This is a genomic window from Carboxylicivirga sp. (genome assembly GCF_982718395.1).
This window is the reverse complement of the sequence record NZ_CEXQWX010000060.1, coordinates 17,330-33,281: the sequence shown is the minus strand read 5'-3', so window position 1 is coordinate 33,281 and position 15,952 is coordinate 17,330. Positions and strand designations below refer to the sequence as shown.

General features: G+C 37.1%; 13 protein-coding genes. All 13 read right to left on the bottom strand.

All coding sequences use genetic code 11. The features are described 5' to 3' along the window. Positions 1-1,404: FG-GAP repeat domain-containing protein (locus tag AC4MRQ_RS12675; protein ID WP_491198050.1), on the bottom strand; the 1,404-nt coding region annotated here is incomplete at its 3' end. A 53-nt stretch (positions 1,405-1,457) separates the two neighbouring features. Beyond that, on the bottom strand, positions 1,458-2,855 hold the full coding sequence (locus tag AC4MRQ_RS12670; RefSeq protein WP_491198049.1) for a RagB/SusD family nutrient uptake outer membrane protein: 1,398 nt from the start codon (positions 2,853-2,855) through the stop codon (positions 1,458-1,460). 12 nt (positions 2,856-2,867) lie between these two features. After that, the gene (locus AC4MRQ_RS12665) at positions 2,868-6,641 is read right to left on the bottom strand and encodes a SusC/RagA family TonB-linked outer membrane protein (RefSeq protein ID WP_491198048.1); all 3,774 of its coding nucleotides are present in this window, start codon (positions 6,639-6,641) and stop codon (positions 2,868-2,870) included. A 126-nt stretch (positions 6,642-6,767) separates the two neighbouring features. Next, positions 6,768-7,946: a FecR family protein gene (locus AC4MRQ_RS12660; protein ID WP_491198047.1), complete on the bottom strand. Its 1,179-nt coding sequence runs from the start codon at positions 7,944-7,946 to the stop codon at positions 6,768-6,770. 427 nt (positions 7,947-8,373) lie between these two features. Next, entirely contained in the window at positions 8,374-8,934 is a 561-nt protein-coding gene (locus tag AC4MRQ_RS12655) for an RNA polymerase sigma-70 factor (RefSeq protein WP_491198046.1), read from the bottom strand. 143 nt (positions 8,935-9,077) lie between these two features. Further along, positions 9,078-10,208, bottom strand: a complete 1,131-nt coding sequence (locus tag AC4MRQ_RS12650) for a universal stress protein (RefSeq protein WP_491198045.1) — start codon at positions 10,206-10,208, stop codon at positions 9,078-9,080. A gap of 69 nt (positions 10,209-10,277) precedes the next feature. Next, positions 10,278-10,571 carry a monovalent cation/H(+) antiporter subunit G gene (mnhG, locus tag AC4MRQ_RS12645; RefSeq protein ID WP_491198044.1) on the bottom strand — a complete coding sequence of 98 codons (294 nt, stop codon included), beginning with the start codon at positions 10,569-10,571 and terminating at the stop codon, positions 10,278-10,280. After that, entirely contained in the window at positions 10,568-10,849 is a 282-nt protein-coding gene (locus tag AC4MRQ_RS12640; RefSeq protein ID WP_491198043.1) for an MrpF/PhaF family protein, read from the bottom strand. The genes mnhG and AC4MRQ_RS12640 overlap by 4 nt, the downstream gene beginning before the upstream one ends. Positions 10,850-10,852: 3 nt before the next feature. Continuing rightward, a complete protein-coding gene (locus AC4MRQ_RS12635; protein WP_491198042.1) occupies positions 10,853-11,185 on the bottom strand; it encodes a Na+/H+ antiporter subunit E in 333 nt (110 codons plus the stop codon). After that, complete coding sequence (locus tag AC4MRQ_RS12630; protein ID WP_491198041.1) at positions 11,182-12,669, bottom strand: proton-conducting transporter transmembrane domain-containing protein; 1,488 nt, start codon at positions 12,667-12,669, stop codon at positions 11,182-11,184. Before AC4MRQ_RS12630 ends, AC4MRQ_RS12635 begins: the two co-directional genes overlap by 4 nt. Before the next feature lie 3 nt (positions 12,670-12,672). Further along, positions 12,673-13,017, bottom strand: a complete 345-nt coding sequence (locus AC4MRQ_RS12625; RefSeq protein ID WP_491198040.1) for an NADH-quinone oxidoreductase subunit K — start codon at positions 13,015-13,017, stop codon at positions 12,673-12,675. 74 nt (positions 13,018-13,091) lie between these two features. Then, a complete protein-coding gene (locus AC4MRQ_RS12620) occupies positions 13,092-13,520 on the bottom strand; it encodes an MnhB domain-containing protein (protein WP_491198039.1) in 429 nt (142 codons plus the stop codon). Next, positions 13,517-15,820 (bottom strand): hydrogen gas-evolving membrane-bound hydrogenase subunit E, encoded by a 2,304-nt coding sequence (gene mbhE / locus AC4MRQ_RS12615; RefSeq protein ID WP_491198038.1) that lies wholly within the window; start codon positions 15,818-15,820, stop codon positions 13,517-13,519. The genes AC4MRQ_RS12620 and mbhE overlap by 4 nt, the downstream gene beginning before the upstream one ends. Positions 15,821-15,952 lie beyond the last annotated feature (132 nt).

Genomic DNA, 15,952 nt, shown 5'->3' with positions numbered 1-15,952 from the left:
TGCTCTTCCGATCTCCTTCGCTTTTACCTCTTTAGCTTCTGCAATCGAATTTGGTTTTTCACCATACAATACATATACATATCCTCTGTGTCGAGAAGAGTAAAGCTGTCGTATTTGCTCATCTAAAGGTTTAGTATAAATGTACGGTACTAATGACTTATCCTCATATGTTGAAAATACTTTGACCATTTCTTCATGTCTGTTAGGATCTCCATAACCAGCACCTAAATCTTTACCTATACGAGGAAAACTATATTTATCCAAATGCATCCATGCCAAAGAATCAACCATTTCATATCCATTAACGGTTAAAATGCTAAGACCTAATAACAAATCATTGACACCATCATTGTTATAGTCTGCTACTTTAATTTGCGTGCCCGAGCCAGGTAAGGTTTTATAATGCCCATCTTTCCTTTTAAACAATGGCTTCCTATGTTCAAATCGAATGCCCTTGTCCGTCTTTACGCCACGGTAAAATTCAACAGGGTTTTGCTCTTTATAGGCATAAGAGGAGGTTGCCAATAAATCCAATACGCCATCATTATCCCAGTCAACTGCTGTTAAGTACGATTTCATATCACCGGATATACAATATTTTGCATGTTCTTCATTGGCAATCATTAATGGCTGACCTTCCACATCCAATAAAAGCTCTCTATATCCAAATATTGGCTGCTGCTTTGTGCCAATATTTAATGCACAACGGAAACCTCCGCTACCGGCCACAAACAGATCATATAAACCATCACCGTTAAAATCGGCAAAATCGACTGAGGAATAATTCCAATAATCATTTGAGTTGATATTGGAAGATGTAAGATTCAATACTGCCCTGTCTAAATAACCCAATTGCTCAAGCTCAACTACAGGTTTAAACCCATTATCTACGCCTTCCCACATGGATATCTTACCTGGATTGTACGAACCCGTCACCAAATCGTCAATACCATCACCGGTCAGATCAACAAATCGGGGGTGTATCCCAATACAACACCAATAATAAGCTGTAATTGTATCTCCATTAATATCTTTGGCATATTCAAACTCACCGGTATATTCTGGCCACTCATTAGTTCCTCTGTTTAAGTGAACCTGGATGTTTGAACCGGTATTACCTGTTTTAAATTCACCAATCAATAAATCATTGATACCATCGCGATTCCAATCAAATAGAGCTGGATACGCATAACCATGCTTTTCGGTCATTATTTCTTCTAACGTTCCCTGCACATGCACAGGGTGGCTTAAAACAGGTGCTCCAGGTATGTTTTCATTGACCAGTTCCGGTATTGTCACCATGTTTTTTGTCTTCATGTTTTTAGCTTCCGGAAATGTTGGGTACTTTGCTTGTTGACATGCAAAAGCAATTACCGCTAAAAGTATTAATACCAATTGTCTCATATTATATGGTTTTGGCTTAAAAAAGCTGCACTTGAGGTGCAGCTTTTTAATGCTTATTCTCTTGGATTCTGTTTTATTTCTCCTCTACCGGTTTCAATGGTATTTTCACCAATTGGAATTGCCCAGTTAATACTATTAGGTTGCCAGGTAACATCACCTCTCGTTAATGAAATGTTCACAAAATCATATTGCTGATTAAGACGTTTAATATCAAAGTATCGCATACCTAGGATATGAAACTCTCGTCTTCTTTCATCAAATATTTTATTTAAAGCATCTTGCTTATCAGTCGCAGTCAACTCATGCTCGCCATTTTCAACTGCACTAACAAGAAAACGTTTTGCTCTTAATGCAGTAATTACTTCCATCGCCTCATTTATCCTTGCTTCATCCTGTGCCAAACACTCTGCTTTTACCAACATCATTTCAGGAACTGTTACACCTACAGGCCAGCCATTGCTAATATCTGTGATTACTGGTATTCTATCGGCATTTACTGTTGGTAATTTTGATAGACGTAAATCAATAAGAGGTTTATCATAGGCCGCAACCAATGACTCACTATAACCTAAAGCTGCAATCGAAGATTGTGTTGCTGCATCATAATGTGCAGGTGCAGGCACCTCTTTGTACAAGATATGCTCAACATTTTCATCATACTTAGGAACCATTTCTGTTAAAGTATTATAATCTATCAGGGAGGAATTATAAGCCAATGCTGCATCTGCTAATTTTAAAGCCTCTGCATATTTACCCATATGAAGATATACCCGTGCTAATAAGGCTTGAGCTGCAGGTTTATTGACTCTATCTACAAATGGTCTGTTTTCTCGTAATAATTCAATAGCCTCCAATAATTCTGTCTCCAGAAATTCATACACTTCATTAACTGTTGCTCTTTTCAGTGATTCTTCTACATTACCAAATTGCAACAATAATGGTACACCAGAATCTTCATTGCCAGCATTAGCATGTCCATAATGCACTCCGTAATAATTCACTAATCGCCAATAAGTGTATACCCTGTGAACTTTAGCCTCACCTAAATAATGATTTTTTTCGGCTTCATTACCCGATACTGTTGATGCTACCTCGCAAATATAATTACTGACAGCAAGACTATTATAATGTTCCGTCCAACATACATCTCTCTGATGTGATGCATAAAACACCTGATCCAAATTATATACCTGGTTCATGAAATTAAAGAAATCGAATGTTGCATAGTAGTTTTGAGCCGTTTCCAACAATACTGTATTATCATTAAGCAACTCACCAACATTATCCTGAGACCTGGCACCAGAAAGCGCGTTGTTATTATCTAACAATGCATTCACATCTTCTAAGCTTTCAACAATCGCTTGTCCTCTTGGCACTATATCCACATAATCATCACATGCTGTAAATATGGCTAATGTGCCGATAGCTATATATATAAATATTTTTTTCATCAATCTAACTTTTTAAAATTCAAACTTTGCTCCAACCACGAACGACACAGGCACTTTTATACCAGGTCGGTAAGCTGTATAAAAACTTCCTGCAAATGTCATTGAACTTGTTCCAAAAGGAATCGATTCCGGATCCACATCAATATCATTTGCTTTCCATATCAAACCTAAATCACGTACTTGAAACATTAAACTTGCCCGACGTACACCAATCCTTTCGGTTAACTTTTGATCAATCTGATAATTAAGCGTAATGTCCTTTAGTCTAATATATGATGCATCATGCAATCCATAATTTGAATAAGTAAAAGCCAATTCTCTGTTTCGATCATTTGCCTTATCTACATCAGTAACTAAAGCAGGGATATCCGTGTTTTTATTATCCTCTCTCCAGGCATTGGCAATATCTTTATGGTGAACCATATAATCATTACTATTTTTATAAAGACCGTATTTAGGTTTTAAACTTTCCTGGAATACATGACCAAATTTATAAGTCATCAAGGCAGACAATGTGAAGTTTTTATAGGTAAATGTGTTTGTTAATCCTCCAAAATGTGGTGCAATAAACGGTTTGCTGATCGCCATTTGGTCTTGAGTAGCACTAAGAAACTCAGGATCATCATAACTTACCCGTTCACCGTCTAAAATAACTGTCGGATCACCGTTTTCATTTAAGCCACCCCATTCAAAAAATGCACGTGTACTAATGTCTTCACCAATTACCTTAGTATTACCACCGGCAACATTTTCATAATAATACAACCCTGTTGTTTCAGCACGATCACCGTATTTAATCACTTTGTTTTTATTATAGGAGTAATTTAATGTCGCATTCCATTTGAATTCTTGTTTCTTAATGAAATCAGCTCCTAAAGACAGTTCAATTCCTTTATTGGAAATCTCACCATCATTTGAATAGATGCCCCTAAGACCATAAGTTGTACTTATTTGTTGTCTGACTAACAAATCCGTTGAATGCTTATCATAGATATCAAAAGCACCTGTGATTCGATCAAATAAAGCGAAATCCAAACCTACATTAAAAGTACGGGTGCTTTCCGGACTCAAGTTCGGATTTGCAGCACTATTTATTGCAGCATAGTTCCTGTTAGTCGTCCAATCTGGCCTACTACCATATTTAATCGTGGTTCTGGTTGTCAGGCCTCGACGCATGTTTCCATTTAAACCGTAAGATGTTCTAAGTTTTAAAACATTCAACCACTCAGCGTTATTGCTTATAAATTCTTCTTTAGCCATATTCCAGGAACCACTAACTGCATAGTATAAATTCTTAGATAAGCGTTTGTTTATACCAAAAGCCGTTGCCTGATCAACTTTAAGAGATGCCTCAATATTATATTTTGCTTTATAACTGTATCCAAAGTTTGAAAATGAAGAAACAGTACGACTTGTTACCGGTGGTGTGTACATAATAGGTGCAGAATAGCTACCATAACCTAAATATGAGGTGTCACCTAAATCACCTCCATTATCAGCCCATTGATAATGATCAAATGTTAATGCATAAATGCCAGTACGGTCACTATATCCGACAAATTGTTGCTGATTAATTGTATATTTATTTTCAGTGGCCTCCATACCAATGATTCCACTCACCACATGATCTACTCCAAATACTTTATTAAAACTTAAATTACCCCTAATGATACTATAAGTATTAATGGTTTGTGCCTTTTCAAGCATCTCTCCATACGGTACAGCTCTTTTAGCGCCTGTACCATCACCCGGATCAATCTCGGTCACATAACCATTTTGAGCATAACGCATCGTATACGATCCAGTAGGGAATAAATTTTCAATATTGTTCTCAACACGATTATACTGGTATTTGATATCTCCTGTTAACCAACTTGTAAATTTATAATTGATGCCAGTTGCAATCCTTAAGTTATTATTGGTAATCTGATTGTTACGATAATTACGATCAAGTATCGGGCTATATGCTATATCATCAAATCCTTTACCTAAAAATTCTTCACGATAAGGGGCATAAACATCACTCATCGCAGCAGGATTGCCATTACCATCTACCAAATTAGCATATCTGGAAATAATGTTTCCTGAGTAAAGTTCACTTATGCCTACACCGTTTCTATTACTTTCACTGCTGGTAATACTGATATCATTTATTAAACTCAATTTCCGGTTTAATTTAATATCTGTCGACAAAGATGCATTTAAGCGTTCATCATCATCTCCAATGGTCGGCTTATTCTCTTTCATATGAGACACAGTCAGGCTGTAATTAATAAAATTAGAACCTCCCATCACATTAATAGAATTATTTACAATAAGCCCGTTGCGTAACAATTGATCTTCAAATTGTGGTAGTACATCATTCTGCCCTAACTCACTCATTAATCTGTTTCGCTCAGCTTCATCAATTTCACCGTCATAGAAACGTGCATAAATTTGCTCATAAGGATTTAAACGACGATACTTAGCTCCCCAGTCATTTTCATATCTCACCCAGGGTGTTCCGGGACCATACATCTCCCACCACCAAGGCTCTTCTCCTTTGTCAGTAAAATAGTTAATTGCACGATACGATGGGCTTTCTACTTCAAACATTGTCTGATAATTATCACGTAAATGCAATTCATCTGCAGAAGAAGCTAACTGCAGATCATTCAAATCAGGTTTGGTACCAAAAGTCCAATTGGTACTAAATGTTACCCTAGGTTTGCCTTCCTTACCTCTTTTAGTTGTAATAACAATCACACCGTTAGAAGCACGCAATCCCCATAATGCAGTTGCAGCAGCATCCTTAAGTACGTCCATTGATTCAATTGTTGACATATCAATGTCATTAAACGGACCTTCATACGGGAATCCATCAACAACAATTAAAGGCTGACGGTTCAATGAATTAATCTGCTGTTTTGCTTTATCATATGAGATATCCTCTTCATCAAAGGTGCTTATTCCACGAAGTATCAATTCCATTGTCTCCTCGCCTCCTGATGGTGTGACGGTATTTATATTTAGCCCCGTAGCCAAACCTTCCATTCGCTCATCTAAATTGGCGGTTACCTGGCGTTCAATACTTTTAGACGTTACTTTTGCCGCAGCTGAAGTTGCCCTTACTTTACTTGTTTTGGTATACCCTGTTACAACAACTTCATCCAACCCTTCTATTTCCTCAGTCAGTATAAATTCATATGATTCTCTTCCATCAACTTTAATATAAGCTGTACGAAAACCTAGCATCGTTACCTGAAGCTCAGGATTTGGGAAAGATGCAAGAAACTGCAGGGAAAATTCGCCTTTCATCCCTGTTGCGGTTCCAATATTTGTACCTTCCAATACTACAGCTGCTCCGGGTAATGGTTGCCCACTCCTGTCATATACAAAACCTTTTACTGTAACTTTCTTTTCTTCCTGTTGTTCTATAATTACTGGTGGTGCTTTTTTAATTACATAAGCATCATTCTTCTTTTCATAGGTTAAGCCTTTGTCTTCCAATATTTCCTTAAGAATTTCCTCCAACTCACCAGTCACATTTACTTCCAGATTATTAAAATCATCCACATGTTCCTGGCTAAAAACAAATACAAAATCTGTTTCTCTTTGAATTTTCCAAAGCAACTGTTCCAGGCTGATATTCTTTTCTTGGATGGTCACCTTATTGCCTTGTGAGAGCACACTGGCACTCATTTGCATAAAAGTGACTAATAAGATGATGCTCGTAAGTTTCATAACTCTCATCCATTTTTTCTCTTTCTCACCCAAAGGCAAAAAGAGGTGTAGCATTTTTTTCATACTTTTGTTATTACAGTTTTACATTGAGCCAACTGGTAATTGGCTTAAGATTAATTGAAGGGGGGGGTGCTGGTAACACTCCCTTTTAAATTATATTCTTTTTAAATTAGTTAGTTCTTCTGGTAATTATTCAACCGGGCTCACGACCAAGTTAATACCCTCAATTGCTATTTTTACTTCTCCGGTAGCTTCGAGCATCTCAAGAATACTGGTAATATTCTCATAACGCCTTACGTACACCGAATACTTGCTATACTTTATTTGTTGATTAGTATAGAATACCTTTGTATTATACCAGCGTGACAAATCATTTAGAATATTTTCTAAAGTGGCGCGTCGATACAGAAACATGCCATCTTTCCAGGCAGAAAACTGACTGGCATCCACTTCGTTAATGATTGTTTTATCAGCCCCAATAACAGCCTGTTGATTAGGCTTCAGAACCTTTGAAGTACCGTTTGAATTCAAAGAAATGCTTCCCTCAGCAAGTGTTACCTGACTTTCTTTACTTTCGTAGTATGCCCTTACATTAAAAGCAGTACCCAATACTTGTATTGTATTTTCATTGACATGCACAATAAATGGCTTATCAACATCCTTGGCCACTTCAAAGTACATTTCTCCTTTTACATAAACGGTTCTGTTATCAGCCGTAAATTGCTCAGGATATTTTAATTCTGATTCGGCGTTCAGCCAAACAAGCGTTCCATCGGCCAATTTCAACTGGTATTCACCTCCTCTTGGGGTTTTTAGAGTATTGAATTTTAAGTTATCACCATTTTTAGTCTTACCTGAATAATTAACAGCATTGGCATTAATCTCAATTTCTGTATTCCCCACATGTATGGTCGTATCTTTATCGGCCAACTCCACCTGTTCGCCTCCGGCAAGCGTTAAGATTGCCTTATTGGAACCTGGTTGAATTTGCTCACTGGAATCAGCAACGACCTGTTTATTCAATTGATCAACAGAATCGATTAGAAAATACAGACCGACTACAATCAGAATGGATGCTGCAACACTGGCAGCATGTAATAATAATCGCCTGACACGCATAATCTTCTTGCGCGGGTTAATGTCTGTAACAACACGGCTCCACCCTTCAGATACATCAAATCGCCCTAATTTTTCAGTCCTTTCTTTGACAAAACTCTCCGCTTGCATTTTTTCATACAAGGCTTTGTTTTGATGTGATTGACTGAGCCATTCGTCTAACTCATTACGTTCATCTGCTTCTAAACCCAAAGTAAATTCCTTTGTTATGAGCTGTATTATACGATTGACTTCTGTAGATTTATTACCCATTTCTTTGCTTTTCTATCTCTTTGTACACTTCAAATCTCGATGTGGGTGAATGGAAGAAGAAAAAGTTTATTTTTTTAATTAACTGAGAATTTACGAAAGTTCAACTATAGCTATTAAGTCTTTGGCTTGCTTTTAATTATACAGCCTTAACTTATTCATATTGGGATAAGAATAAACTACTGGATTTAACCACAAATGACGCAGATTTGGACAAATTAAGAATTGCTGTTCATTTCATGTTTATCGAAGATCAGCACATTTGCGTCATTTGATCAATTTGTGGTTTATAAACTATAACCTTGTATTTCTGCTACCACCTGTTAAACCTTAGTTATATAATTTAGTCCTTTCCGGACAAAATACTCAACAGAGATACAGTGACAATAAATTAAATAATCCTCACATATATTTCATCTCGTTCTAATCACTAACCAAACAGATAGATACTCAAAATAACTAACTCAAAAACATGGTCTTTAAGCAGTTCTCTCAATTTGCTGTAGGCACTTTTCTTTAACGTTTTAACTGTATTGACAGATATACCTAACTCCTCAGCAATTTCATTGTTTCCGTACCCCTTAAGGGCCAACTGAATAATATTCTGGCTTCTGGCTGGTAAATGATGAATGGCTTTATGCAATACATTGTATACTTCATCTTCTATATAGGCCAGGTCAATTAATTCGCTCTCGTTAAAGTCTGCATTATATCTATCTTCAACTTTCTGATGACGTAAATAATTAAGTGCCTTATTTCGTCCAATAGTATACAAGTACACCTTAGCCTGCTTAACTGACGACTGACTTTCCCGGTTTCGCCAAAACTCAATCATGGCTTCTTGTGCAATGTCAATTGCTACCTCTTCTATTTTCACAAATTCATCACAAAAATGGCAAAGTGAAGGATAAAAAGCATCAAAAAACAGCTTAAAGGCCGACATGCTTCCTTTGGCAATTCCCTGTATATGTTGATCTTTAACAAGTACCAATAGGTGAGTTTCTTATAGTTCGGGCGCTAAAATAGTAAAATTCTTAATAGAGTTGAACTTTGAATAGCCGTTGGTGAAATCCGGAATGTGTATCTGTTCCAATAACACAAACCCTTAAAAGGGTTCAACAATACAATTAAGTTTTATAGTTTGAACTTAGATTCAAACTTATCTCCCCAAGTCCTTTTTATGACTTCTTTGGCATATTTCTTATAAAGATCAACCTTATGCTCATTACCCAGGGCTTGATAGGATTCAATGATGCCAAAAATAATTGGAATATTATCAGGGTGCTGTTTCAGTGCAATGGTGTATTTTTCGATAGCAGTTGTAAAGTCTTTGTTTTGAAAGGATTGTTTTGCTGAATTGATAATTGCCTCTAATGATTTTAAGTTACTTTCAAAATAGTCATCGGTAATATCCTTTGCTTTTGTTGTGATAAAACTACACGGTAACTCACGCGTCACTTTTACTGTAGTAGAGCCCATCAAAATCCTGCTTAATCCAGTTCTCCCTGTAGTGCCCATCAGCAACAAATCAATATCTTTTTCTTTAATAAACTTCAATATTTCCTGATGAGCCACTCCTTCAATCGTTACTTGATTGTATGACACATCATTTAAATTGACCTGCACAAGAAAATCATGAAACTCTTTTTCAAGTGATGATTTTAATATTTCATCTTCCTGGGCATAATCTACCTCAATCCAAATAGAGTAACTACTGGAGGATGCATAAGTATGCAGGATGGTTAATTCTGCATCAAAACTTTGCGCCAGCGTTATTGCATTGTTAAGGGCTCTATGTGACGCATCTGAAAAGTCAACCGGGCATAAAATTTTCCGAATACTTCTTATAGGTTCAGGTTTGACAACCCAAATGGGTATTTGATTTTTCCTGATAAGCTTTTCTACTGTAGTACCTAATTTAAAAGCTTCATCCTCTGCTTTTTTCCCTGAACCGGCCACAATAACATTGTATTCGTTGGTTTGGGCCTCATGAATTATTTTCTCGAAAGGAACGCCATGTTCAACAATACTGTCTCTTACATCAATTCCTTTAGCATTAATCTGTGCGGTTATTTTTTCCAAATTGGAACTAACGGATTCTTCAATGAATTTATCCAATTTTGAGGACATGTGGTGATCAGATATGACATGCATTAAAGTAATCTGTGAATCAAACTTTTCTGCCAACCTGATTGAATTCTCAATAACATATTCTGTTGATTCACTGAAGTCAACCGTAACAAGTATATTTTGAAGGAATTTCATTGGTCAACATTTTACATAGTTAATAACAGATTCACTCATTATTAGTCTGCAAGCATTGATTCATTTAAGTTACGACATTTTATTTGTATTTGTATCATCTCTAAATGATTTGGCAATTGAATGGGCTGCTAATGGTGAGGTGAGGTATACAAACACGATTATCAGGATTGATTTTAAGGTAACATCCCAAAAATCAAAGTAGAAGATTACTCCTATTATTATCAGTAATATGCCCAGGGAAGTAGCTTTAGTTGTTGCATGAATCCGACTGTAAAGATCTTTAAACCTTAGCAGGCCTATTGCAGCAATCAAAATCCACATGGCTCCAAAAACTATTAATAAAGAGATAACTATTTGATTCATTTCTTTGCGTTTCTAAGTTTTAAGAAAGTTGATATGGCCACCGTTCCAATAAATGAAATAAGGGAGATGATTATGGCAATATCCACATACATGCTTTTATTAATGACAACACTATAAATTAATATAAAGCCCATGGTTATGGAGGCCATCAGGTCCATTGCTGCAATCCGATCATACATACTTGGTCCTTTTACAAGGCGAAAAAAGGCCAGTAACAGGGCCAATAACATAAATACAAAGCCAATTATAACAGCTATATCTAAAACTTCTGCAGCCATATTTTACGATATTAGTTTAATTATTTTATCCTGGATCTCTTCAATGTCGGCGATTACTTTCCCATTTGTATCTTTATATAAACAATGCACAAGTAATTGTTTTTTATCTTCAGTTACCTCCACACTTAATGTTCCCGGCGTCATAGATACCAAGTTGCAGAGCAATAGAATTCCAATGTCAGAACTGTTCCTTAACGGTATCCAAACAAAACCAGGATTTGTATGCATTTTGGGTGTTAATATATCATATGCCAGATAGATATTTGCCTGTATCAACTTCAAAAGATAAAAGAAGAAGAAGGAAACAATCAGATATATCTTCTTTAATGCTCTCATCTTATCTTGTTTAATACTGCTTCAATATAAACGTTCGGGTCCATTAATTGGTTGGCTGCTGCCAATGTTAATTCAAAGAAGGGTGCTGCCAAAACACCAATTAGGATGCTTGCTGTTGCCAGAATTACAGAGGGCAAAATATCACTAAAGCCTATTTTGACATTAAGCGGTATTTCTGATCTCTCAGGCTGTTTCTTCAAAAAAGCTTCATTCCATATTTTAATCATCGAATAAAGTGTTAGCATGGCTGTGAGCACTGCTGCTGAGGTCACTATATAATGCTTATCTTCAATACCGGCCTTTATAAGGATAAACTTGGCGAAAAAACCGGAAAGTGGCGGAATACCCGCTAACGCAAACGCCGGAATGATAAACAATACTGCCAGAAAGGGTCGTTCCTTTAACAGGCCACCTATATCTTTGAGATAAAATGTACCTTTTAATTTACTGACAATACCAGCTACCAAAAAGGTGTTGGTTTTAGCCAGCATATTATGAATGATAAAAAATATAGCACCAGCTAACGCCAGGGGCGTATATATACCCAATCCCATAACCATATAGCCTATCTGGCTGATAATATGGTACGACAATATACGTCTTGTATCGTATTGAATGGTTGCTGCCATACCGCCGATTACCATTGTAAAACCTGCGGAGATTAACAACAGATTATGCCAGAAATAGGCGTCCTGTACAAAGAATAAGGTAAAAAAGCGAATAAGTGCATAAACACCCACTTTGGTCAGTAATCCGGCAAAGAGAGATGTAACCGTAATATTAGCAGTGTGGTAGGAAGCCGGTAGCCAAAAGAATAAAGGAAAAATAGCAGTCTTTATTCCCCAGGCAATAAAAAACAACATGGCAGAGGTATTCAGTAATATCGACTGCTGATCATTATTTAAGATCAAGGCCAGATGAGCCATATTCAATGTACCTGTTTTGCCATACAACAAGCCAAGACCCGCCAAAAATAAAAGGGAAGCAATAAGGTTAAGCGTCATATATTTTATGCCTCCCTCAAGTCGTTCGTTTGTGGCCCCCATGGTTATTAATACAAAAGAGGATAGCATCATGACTTCCAACCAAACGTACAGGTTAAAAACATCTCCTGTTATAAATGCGCCATTGACCCCCATCGTTAGGGCAAAGAAGAAGATATAAAATCTCGAAGATCGATACTTGTCGCCAACAAAATGGTAAGCATAGATAGAAATAGCAAAAACAATAAATGAAGAGGCTAACAACATTAAACTACTCAAATAATCCACTACTAATGAAATACCATAAGGTGCCTCCCATCCCCCCATTTGCAATACAAGTACATCATTTTTCCTGACATTAATAAACAGATATACAGCGGTCAAAAGCAATAATGCACTACCTGCAATTCCTATCCATTTGGCATAACGAGCGGATCTTATAAATATTAACAGAATTATAAGCGTAAAAGGCAGTAATATGGGTAGTGCAATTTCAGCCATGGTTTAGGTATCTGTGTTTTTTAATTGATCCGAGTCTTCAGTGGCGGTTTCACTAAAAAACTTAGACTTTAAAGCAAGTGTGTAAATAACAATACCGAATCCGATCACTATGGCGGTCAGAACCAATGCCTGTGGTAAGGGATCTGCCAGCGCATTCGAATTTGCTCCAAGTTCATCTATAAATGCCGGTTTTCCAGGAACTATACCGGCCGAAAGAAAAACAAGCAGATTGGTGGCATTGCTCAGAAAGATGATACCAATGACAAACTTTAAGATGCTCCGTCTCAAAATCAGGTAAACGCCTCCCGCATATAATAATCCTGTTAGTGCTGATAATAGTATCTCCATAACTCTATTATTTAAATCCTTACCGGAATAAGTACAATCTTATTTTAAGCATCCTGCAAATCTGTCTTGTGTCCTCAGTCTAACGAACTATTATTTGTTGATAAGGTGAATAAAAACAGGAGCGCGACTCCCATTACCGTAAAGAAGACTCCAAGGTCAAATAACAGAGGGGTACCCAGTTTTATTTCTCCAAGAATGGAGGAATTTAAGGATATCCAGGTTCCTTTCATCAATGGTGCACCAGTGAAAATACTTGGCATAAAGCTCAACAGAGCGCACATCAGGCCAGTACCCATATAATGTTCGGGTCTGACTTTCAATTGCTTTTTAATCTGCTGGCTTGTAAATGCCAGGCTGTTGTATACGATATATAGAGCGGCCAAAAGACCACCAATAAACCCACCTCCAGGCGAGTTATGCCCCCTGATCAAAGCGATAAACGCAAATAACAGAAACAGAACTTTCAGGTATTTAGCTGCTATTTGTAATATAACTGAATTCATTTCTTCATCTTTTTTACGTTTAACAATGTAAAGACTCCAAATGCAGCAATAACAAGCACGGTTATTTCGCCGAGTGTATCCAAAGCTCTGAAGTCAACTAAAATAACATTAACCACATTTTTACCATAGGCCAATAAGACACTATTATCCACAAAATAGTTGGATATCGTTGGATTAAGATCCACATGAATGGCCTTTAACGAAAGCAGGGTCATTATAACACCAAAACCGAGTGCAATAAGTGCATCACGTATTTTTGTTGATCGACCGGATAGTTTTGCAAATTTTGGCAATCGCCGCAATACAAGCACAAACATCACTACCATCAGCGTTTCAATAATAATTTGTGTTATCGCCAAATCAACTGCACTGTAATACAGGTATATCAGTGAAATTCCGTAACCCGTAACTGCCATAGCTGTTACTGTAAAAATGCTGTTCTTGGAGAGTACACTCATCAGGGCCGACATGCTAATGATGGCCACCAACCCTGAGATATAAAATGGACGCAGTGTAAAGGACGAATGTATCTCCCACCCTTTGGTCATATATAATTGAAATGACAGTAGTAAGGATGTAAAAATAATAATGGTAATAATGTAATAACGGTTATAACCATGCTGAATAAATCGTGTATTCTTACCAGAAAGGTCAATGAATTTATCTAATCCGGTGGAAAATACCCTGGTAAAATTTATGGCGAATATCCGGTTGTTCATTCGCTGCCAGCCAATAATAATCTTCTTGTGCTTATAAATAACAACAAATAGCAGGATGCCCACCAGAACTGTAAACATGCTCAACAATAGTACCTGGTTAAATCCATGCCATAACTTCAATTTTATATGAATATCATCGGCGCTGATAATTTTGATAGCAGGTTCTATTAGAGTAGAGAGCAAATCGGGAAATAGTCCAAATCCCAGACTTAACAATGCCAGAATACCCGGGCTAAATAAGAGTATTGTATTGTTGCCTTTGGATGATGTAATCTTTGTTTTAGCCTGCCCCAGAAATACCTTAAACAAAAACAAAAAAGCAACAGCTACCATAAAGATATTAGACGTTACACCAAGCACGATCAAAAGGGAAGAAATCCATGGAGAATCAAACTTGGCTTCATAAATCAACTCCTTACCAATAAAACCAAGCATTGGTGGCAAACCTGCCATGGACAATAAGGCAACCATTGTAATTATAAATCCCATTGGTGTGGACTTGATTAATCCACCAAAATGGTCAATTGCCCTTGTTCCCCTTAGTTTGGTGAGAAATCCAGCCAGCATAAAAAGCGCTGCTTTATAAAAGGCATGGACAAATAGAAAGACCAGTGCCGCTTTTACCGATAGTTTAGTATCAATACCCAGTAATAAAGTAAGAACGCCAAGCGCACTAATAGTGGTGTATGCCAGGATGAGTTTAATATCAATTTGCGTAATGGCTAAATAGGAACCTGCCAGCATGGTTAATGCGCCTATCACCGGTACTATATTAGTCCATTCAGGTGTGCCCCCCAGCACCGGGTATAAGCGTGCCAACAAAAACACCCCAGCTTTTACCATGGTGGCAGAATGTAAGTAAGCACTCACCGGAGTAGGTGCCTGCATAGCCCCAAGTAACCAAAAGTGGAAGGGAAATTGAGCCGATTTGGTAAAAATACCTATCAGTATTAACAGTAAGGCGGGTAAGTACCTGCCATCGTTTCGGATTTGTTGCGCTTTATCCAACCAATCCGCCAGTGAATAACTATCCACAATACTGCCAATAAGAATGATTCCTGCAAACAGGCACAAGCCTCCAAAACCAGTTACAAACAGGGATTGAAAAGCTGCATTCCGCGCTTGTTCTTTTTCATTAAAGAAACCAATTAACAGGAAGGATAATATACTTGTTAATTCCCAGAAAATAAGCAGTAGAATAAAATTTGAGGAGAGCACCAGGCCTAACATGGCACCACTAAAAAGGGTCAGGTAAAAATAAAACTTCATTGTACCTGAGTAGCTTTTCATATAAGAGTAGGCATAGATAAACACCAAAAAACCTATAAAGGTTATTAGCAAGGCAAAAACCATACTTAAGCCATCAAGGGTGAACTCCAGGTTCATTCCTAACGATGGCATCCATTTCATAGAAGTGGTTACTGAGTTTCCTGCCTCGATATTTGGTAAATGTTTTATAAAGAACCAGAAAAACACCAGTTGCATAATGGCTATCAAAACTGGTGTATGCCTCGATAACTTTTTAGGCAATAAAAATGAAGCAAAGGCCAAAACTAAATATAGAATCAGTATGTGGTGCATACATTATTATTTAAAAGTTATTGGTTTTAAGCATCACAATAAAGCACTTTGCTTCAGGTTTATTTCAAGCTTTCTATTTAAACATCAACTTCTTCATCTTGTTGACACTTCTCATAAGATAGGGCTATTATT

Excerpts from the sequence above, each read along its gene's own strand:
- AC4MRQ_RS12670 (WP_491198049.1), bottom strand. The coding sequence starts at position 2,855 with ATGAAAAAAATATTTATATATATAGCTATCGGCACATTAGCCATATTT.
- AC4MRQ_RS12665 (WP_491198048.1), bottom strand. The coding sequence starts at position 6,641 with ATGAAAAAAATGCTACACCTCTTTTTGCCTTTGGGTGAGAAAGAGAAA.
- AC4MRQ_RS12660 (WP_491198047.1), bottom strand. The coding sequence starts at position 7,946 with ATGGGTAATAAATCTACAGAAGTCAATCGTATAATACAGCTCATAACA.
- AC4MRQ_RS12650 (WP_491198045.1), bottom strand. The coding sequence starts at position 10,208 with ATGAAATTCCTTCAAAATATACTTGTTACGGTTGACTTCAGTGAATCA.
- mnhG (WP_491198044.1), bottom strand. The coding sequence starts at position 10,571 with ATGAATCAAATAGTTATCTCTTTATTAATAGTTTTTGGAGCCATGTGG.
- AC4MRQ_RS12640 (WP_491198043.1), bottom strand. The coding sequence starts at position 10,849 with ATGGCTGCAGAAGTTTTAGATATAGCTGTTATAATTGGCTTTGTATTT.
- AC4MRQ_RS12635 (WP_491198042.1), bottom strand. The coding sequence starts at position 11,185 with ATGAGAGCATTAAAGAAGATATATCTGATTGTTTCCTTCTTCTTCTTT.
- AC4MRQ_RS12630 (WP_491198041.1), bottom strand. The coding sequence starts at position 12,669 with ATGGCTGAAATTGCACTACCCATATTACTGCCTTTTACGCTTATAATT.
- AC4MRQ_RS12625 (WP_491198040.1), bottom strand. The coding sequence starts at position 13,017 with ATGGAGATACTATTATCAGCACTAACAGGATTATTATATGCGGGAGGC.
- AC4MRQ_RS12620 (WP_491198039.1), bottom strand. The coding sequence starts at position 13,520 with ATGAATTCAGTTATATTACAAATAGCAGCTAAATACCTGAAAGTTCTG.
- mbhE (WP_491198038.1), bottom strand. The coding sequence starts at position 15,820 with ATGCACCACATACTGATTCTATATTTAGTTTTGGCCTTTGCTTCATTT.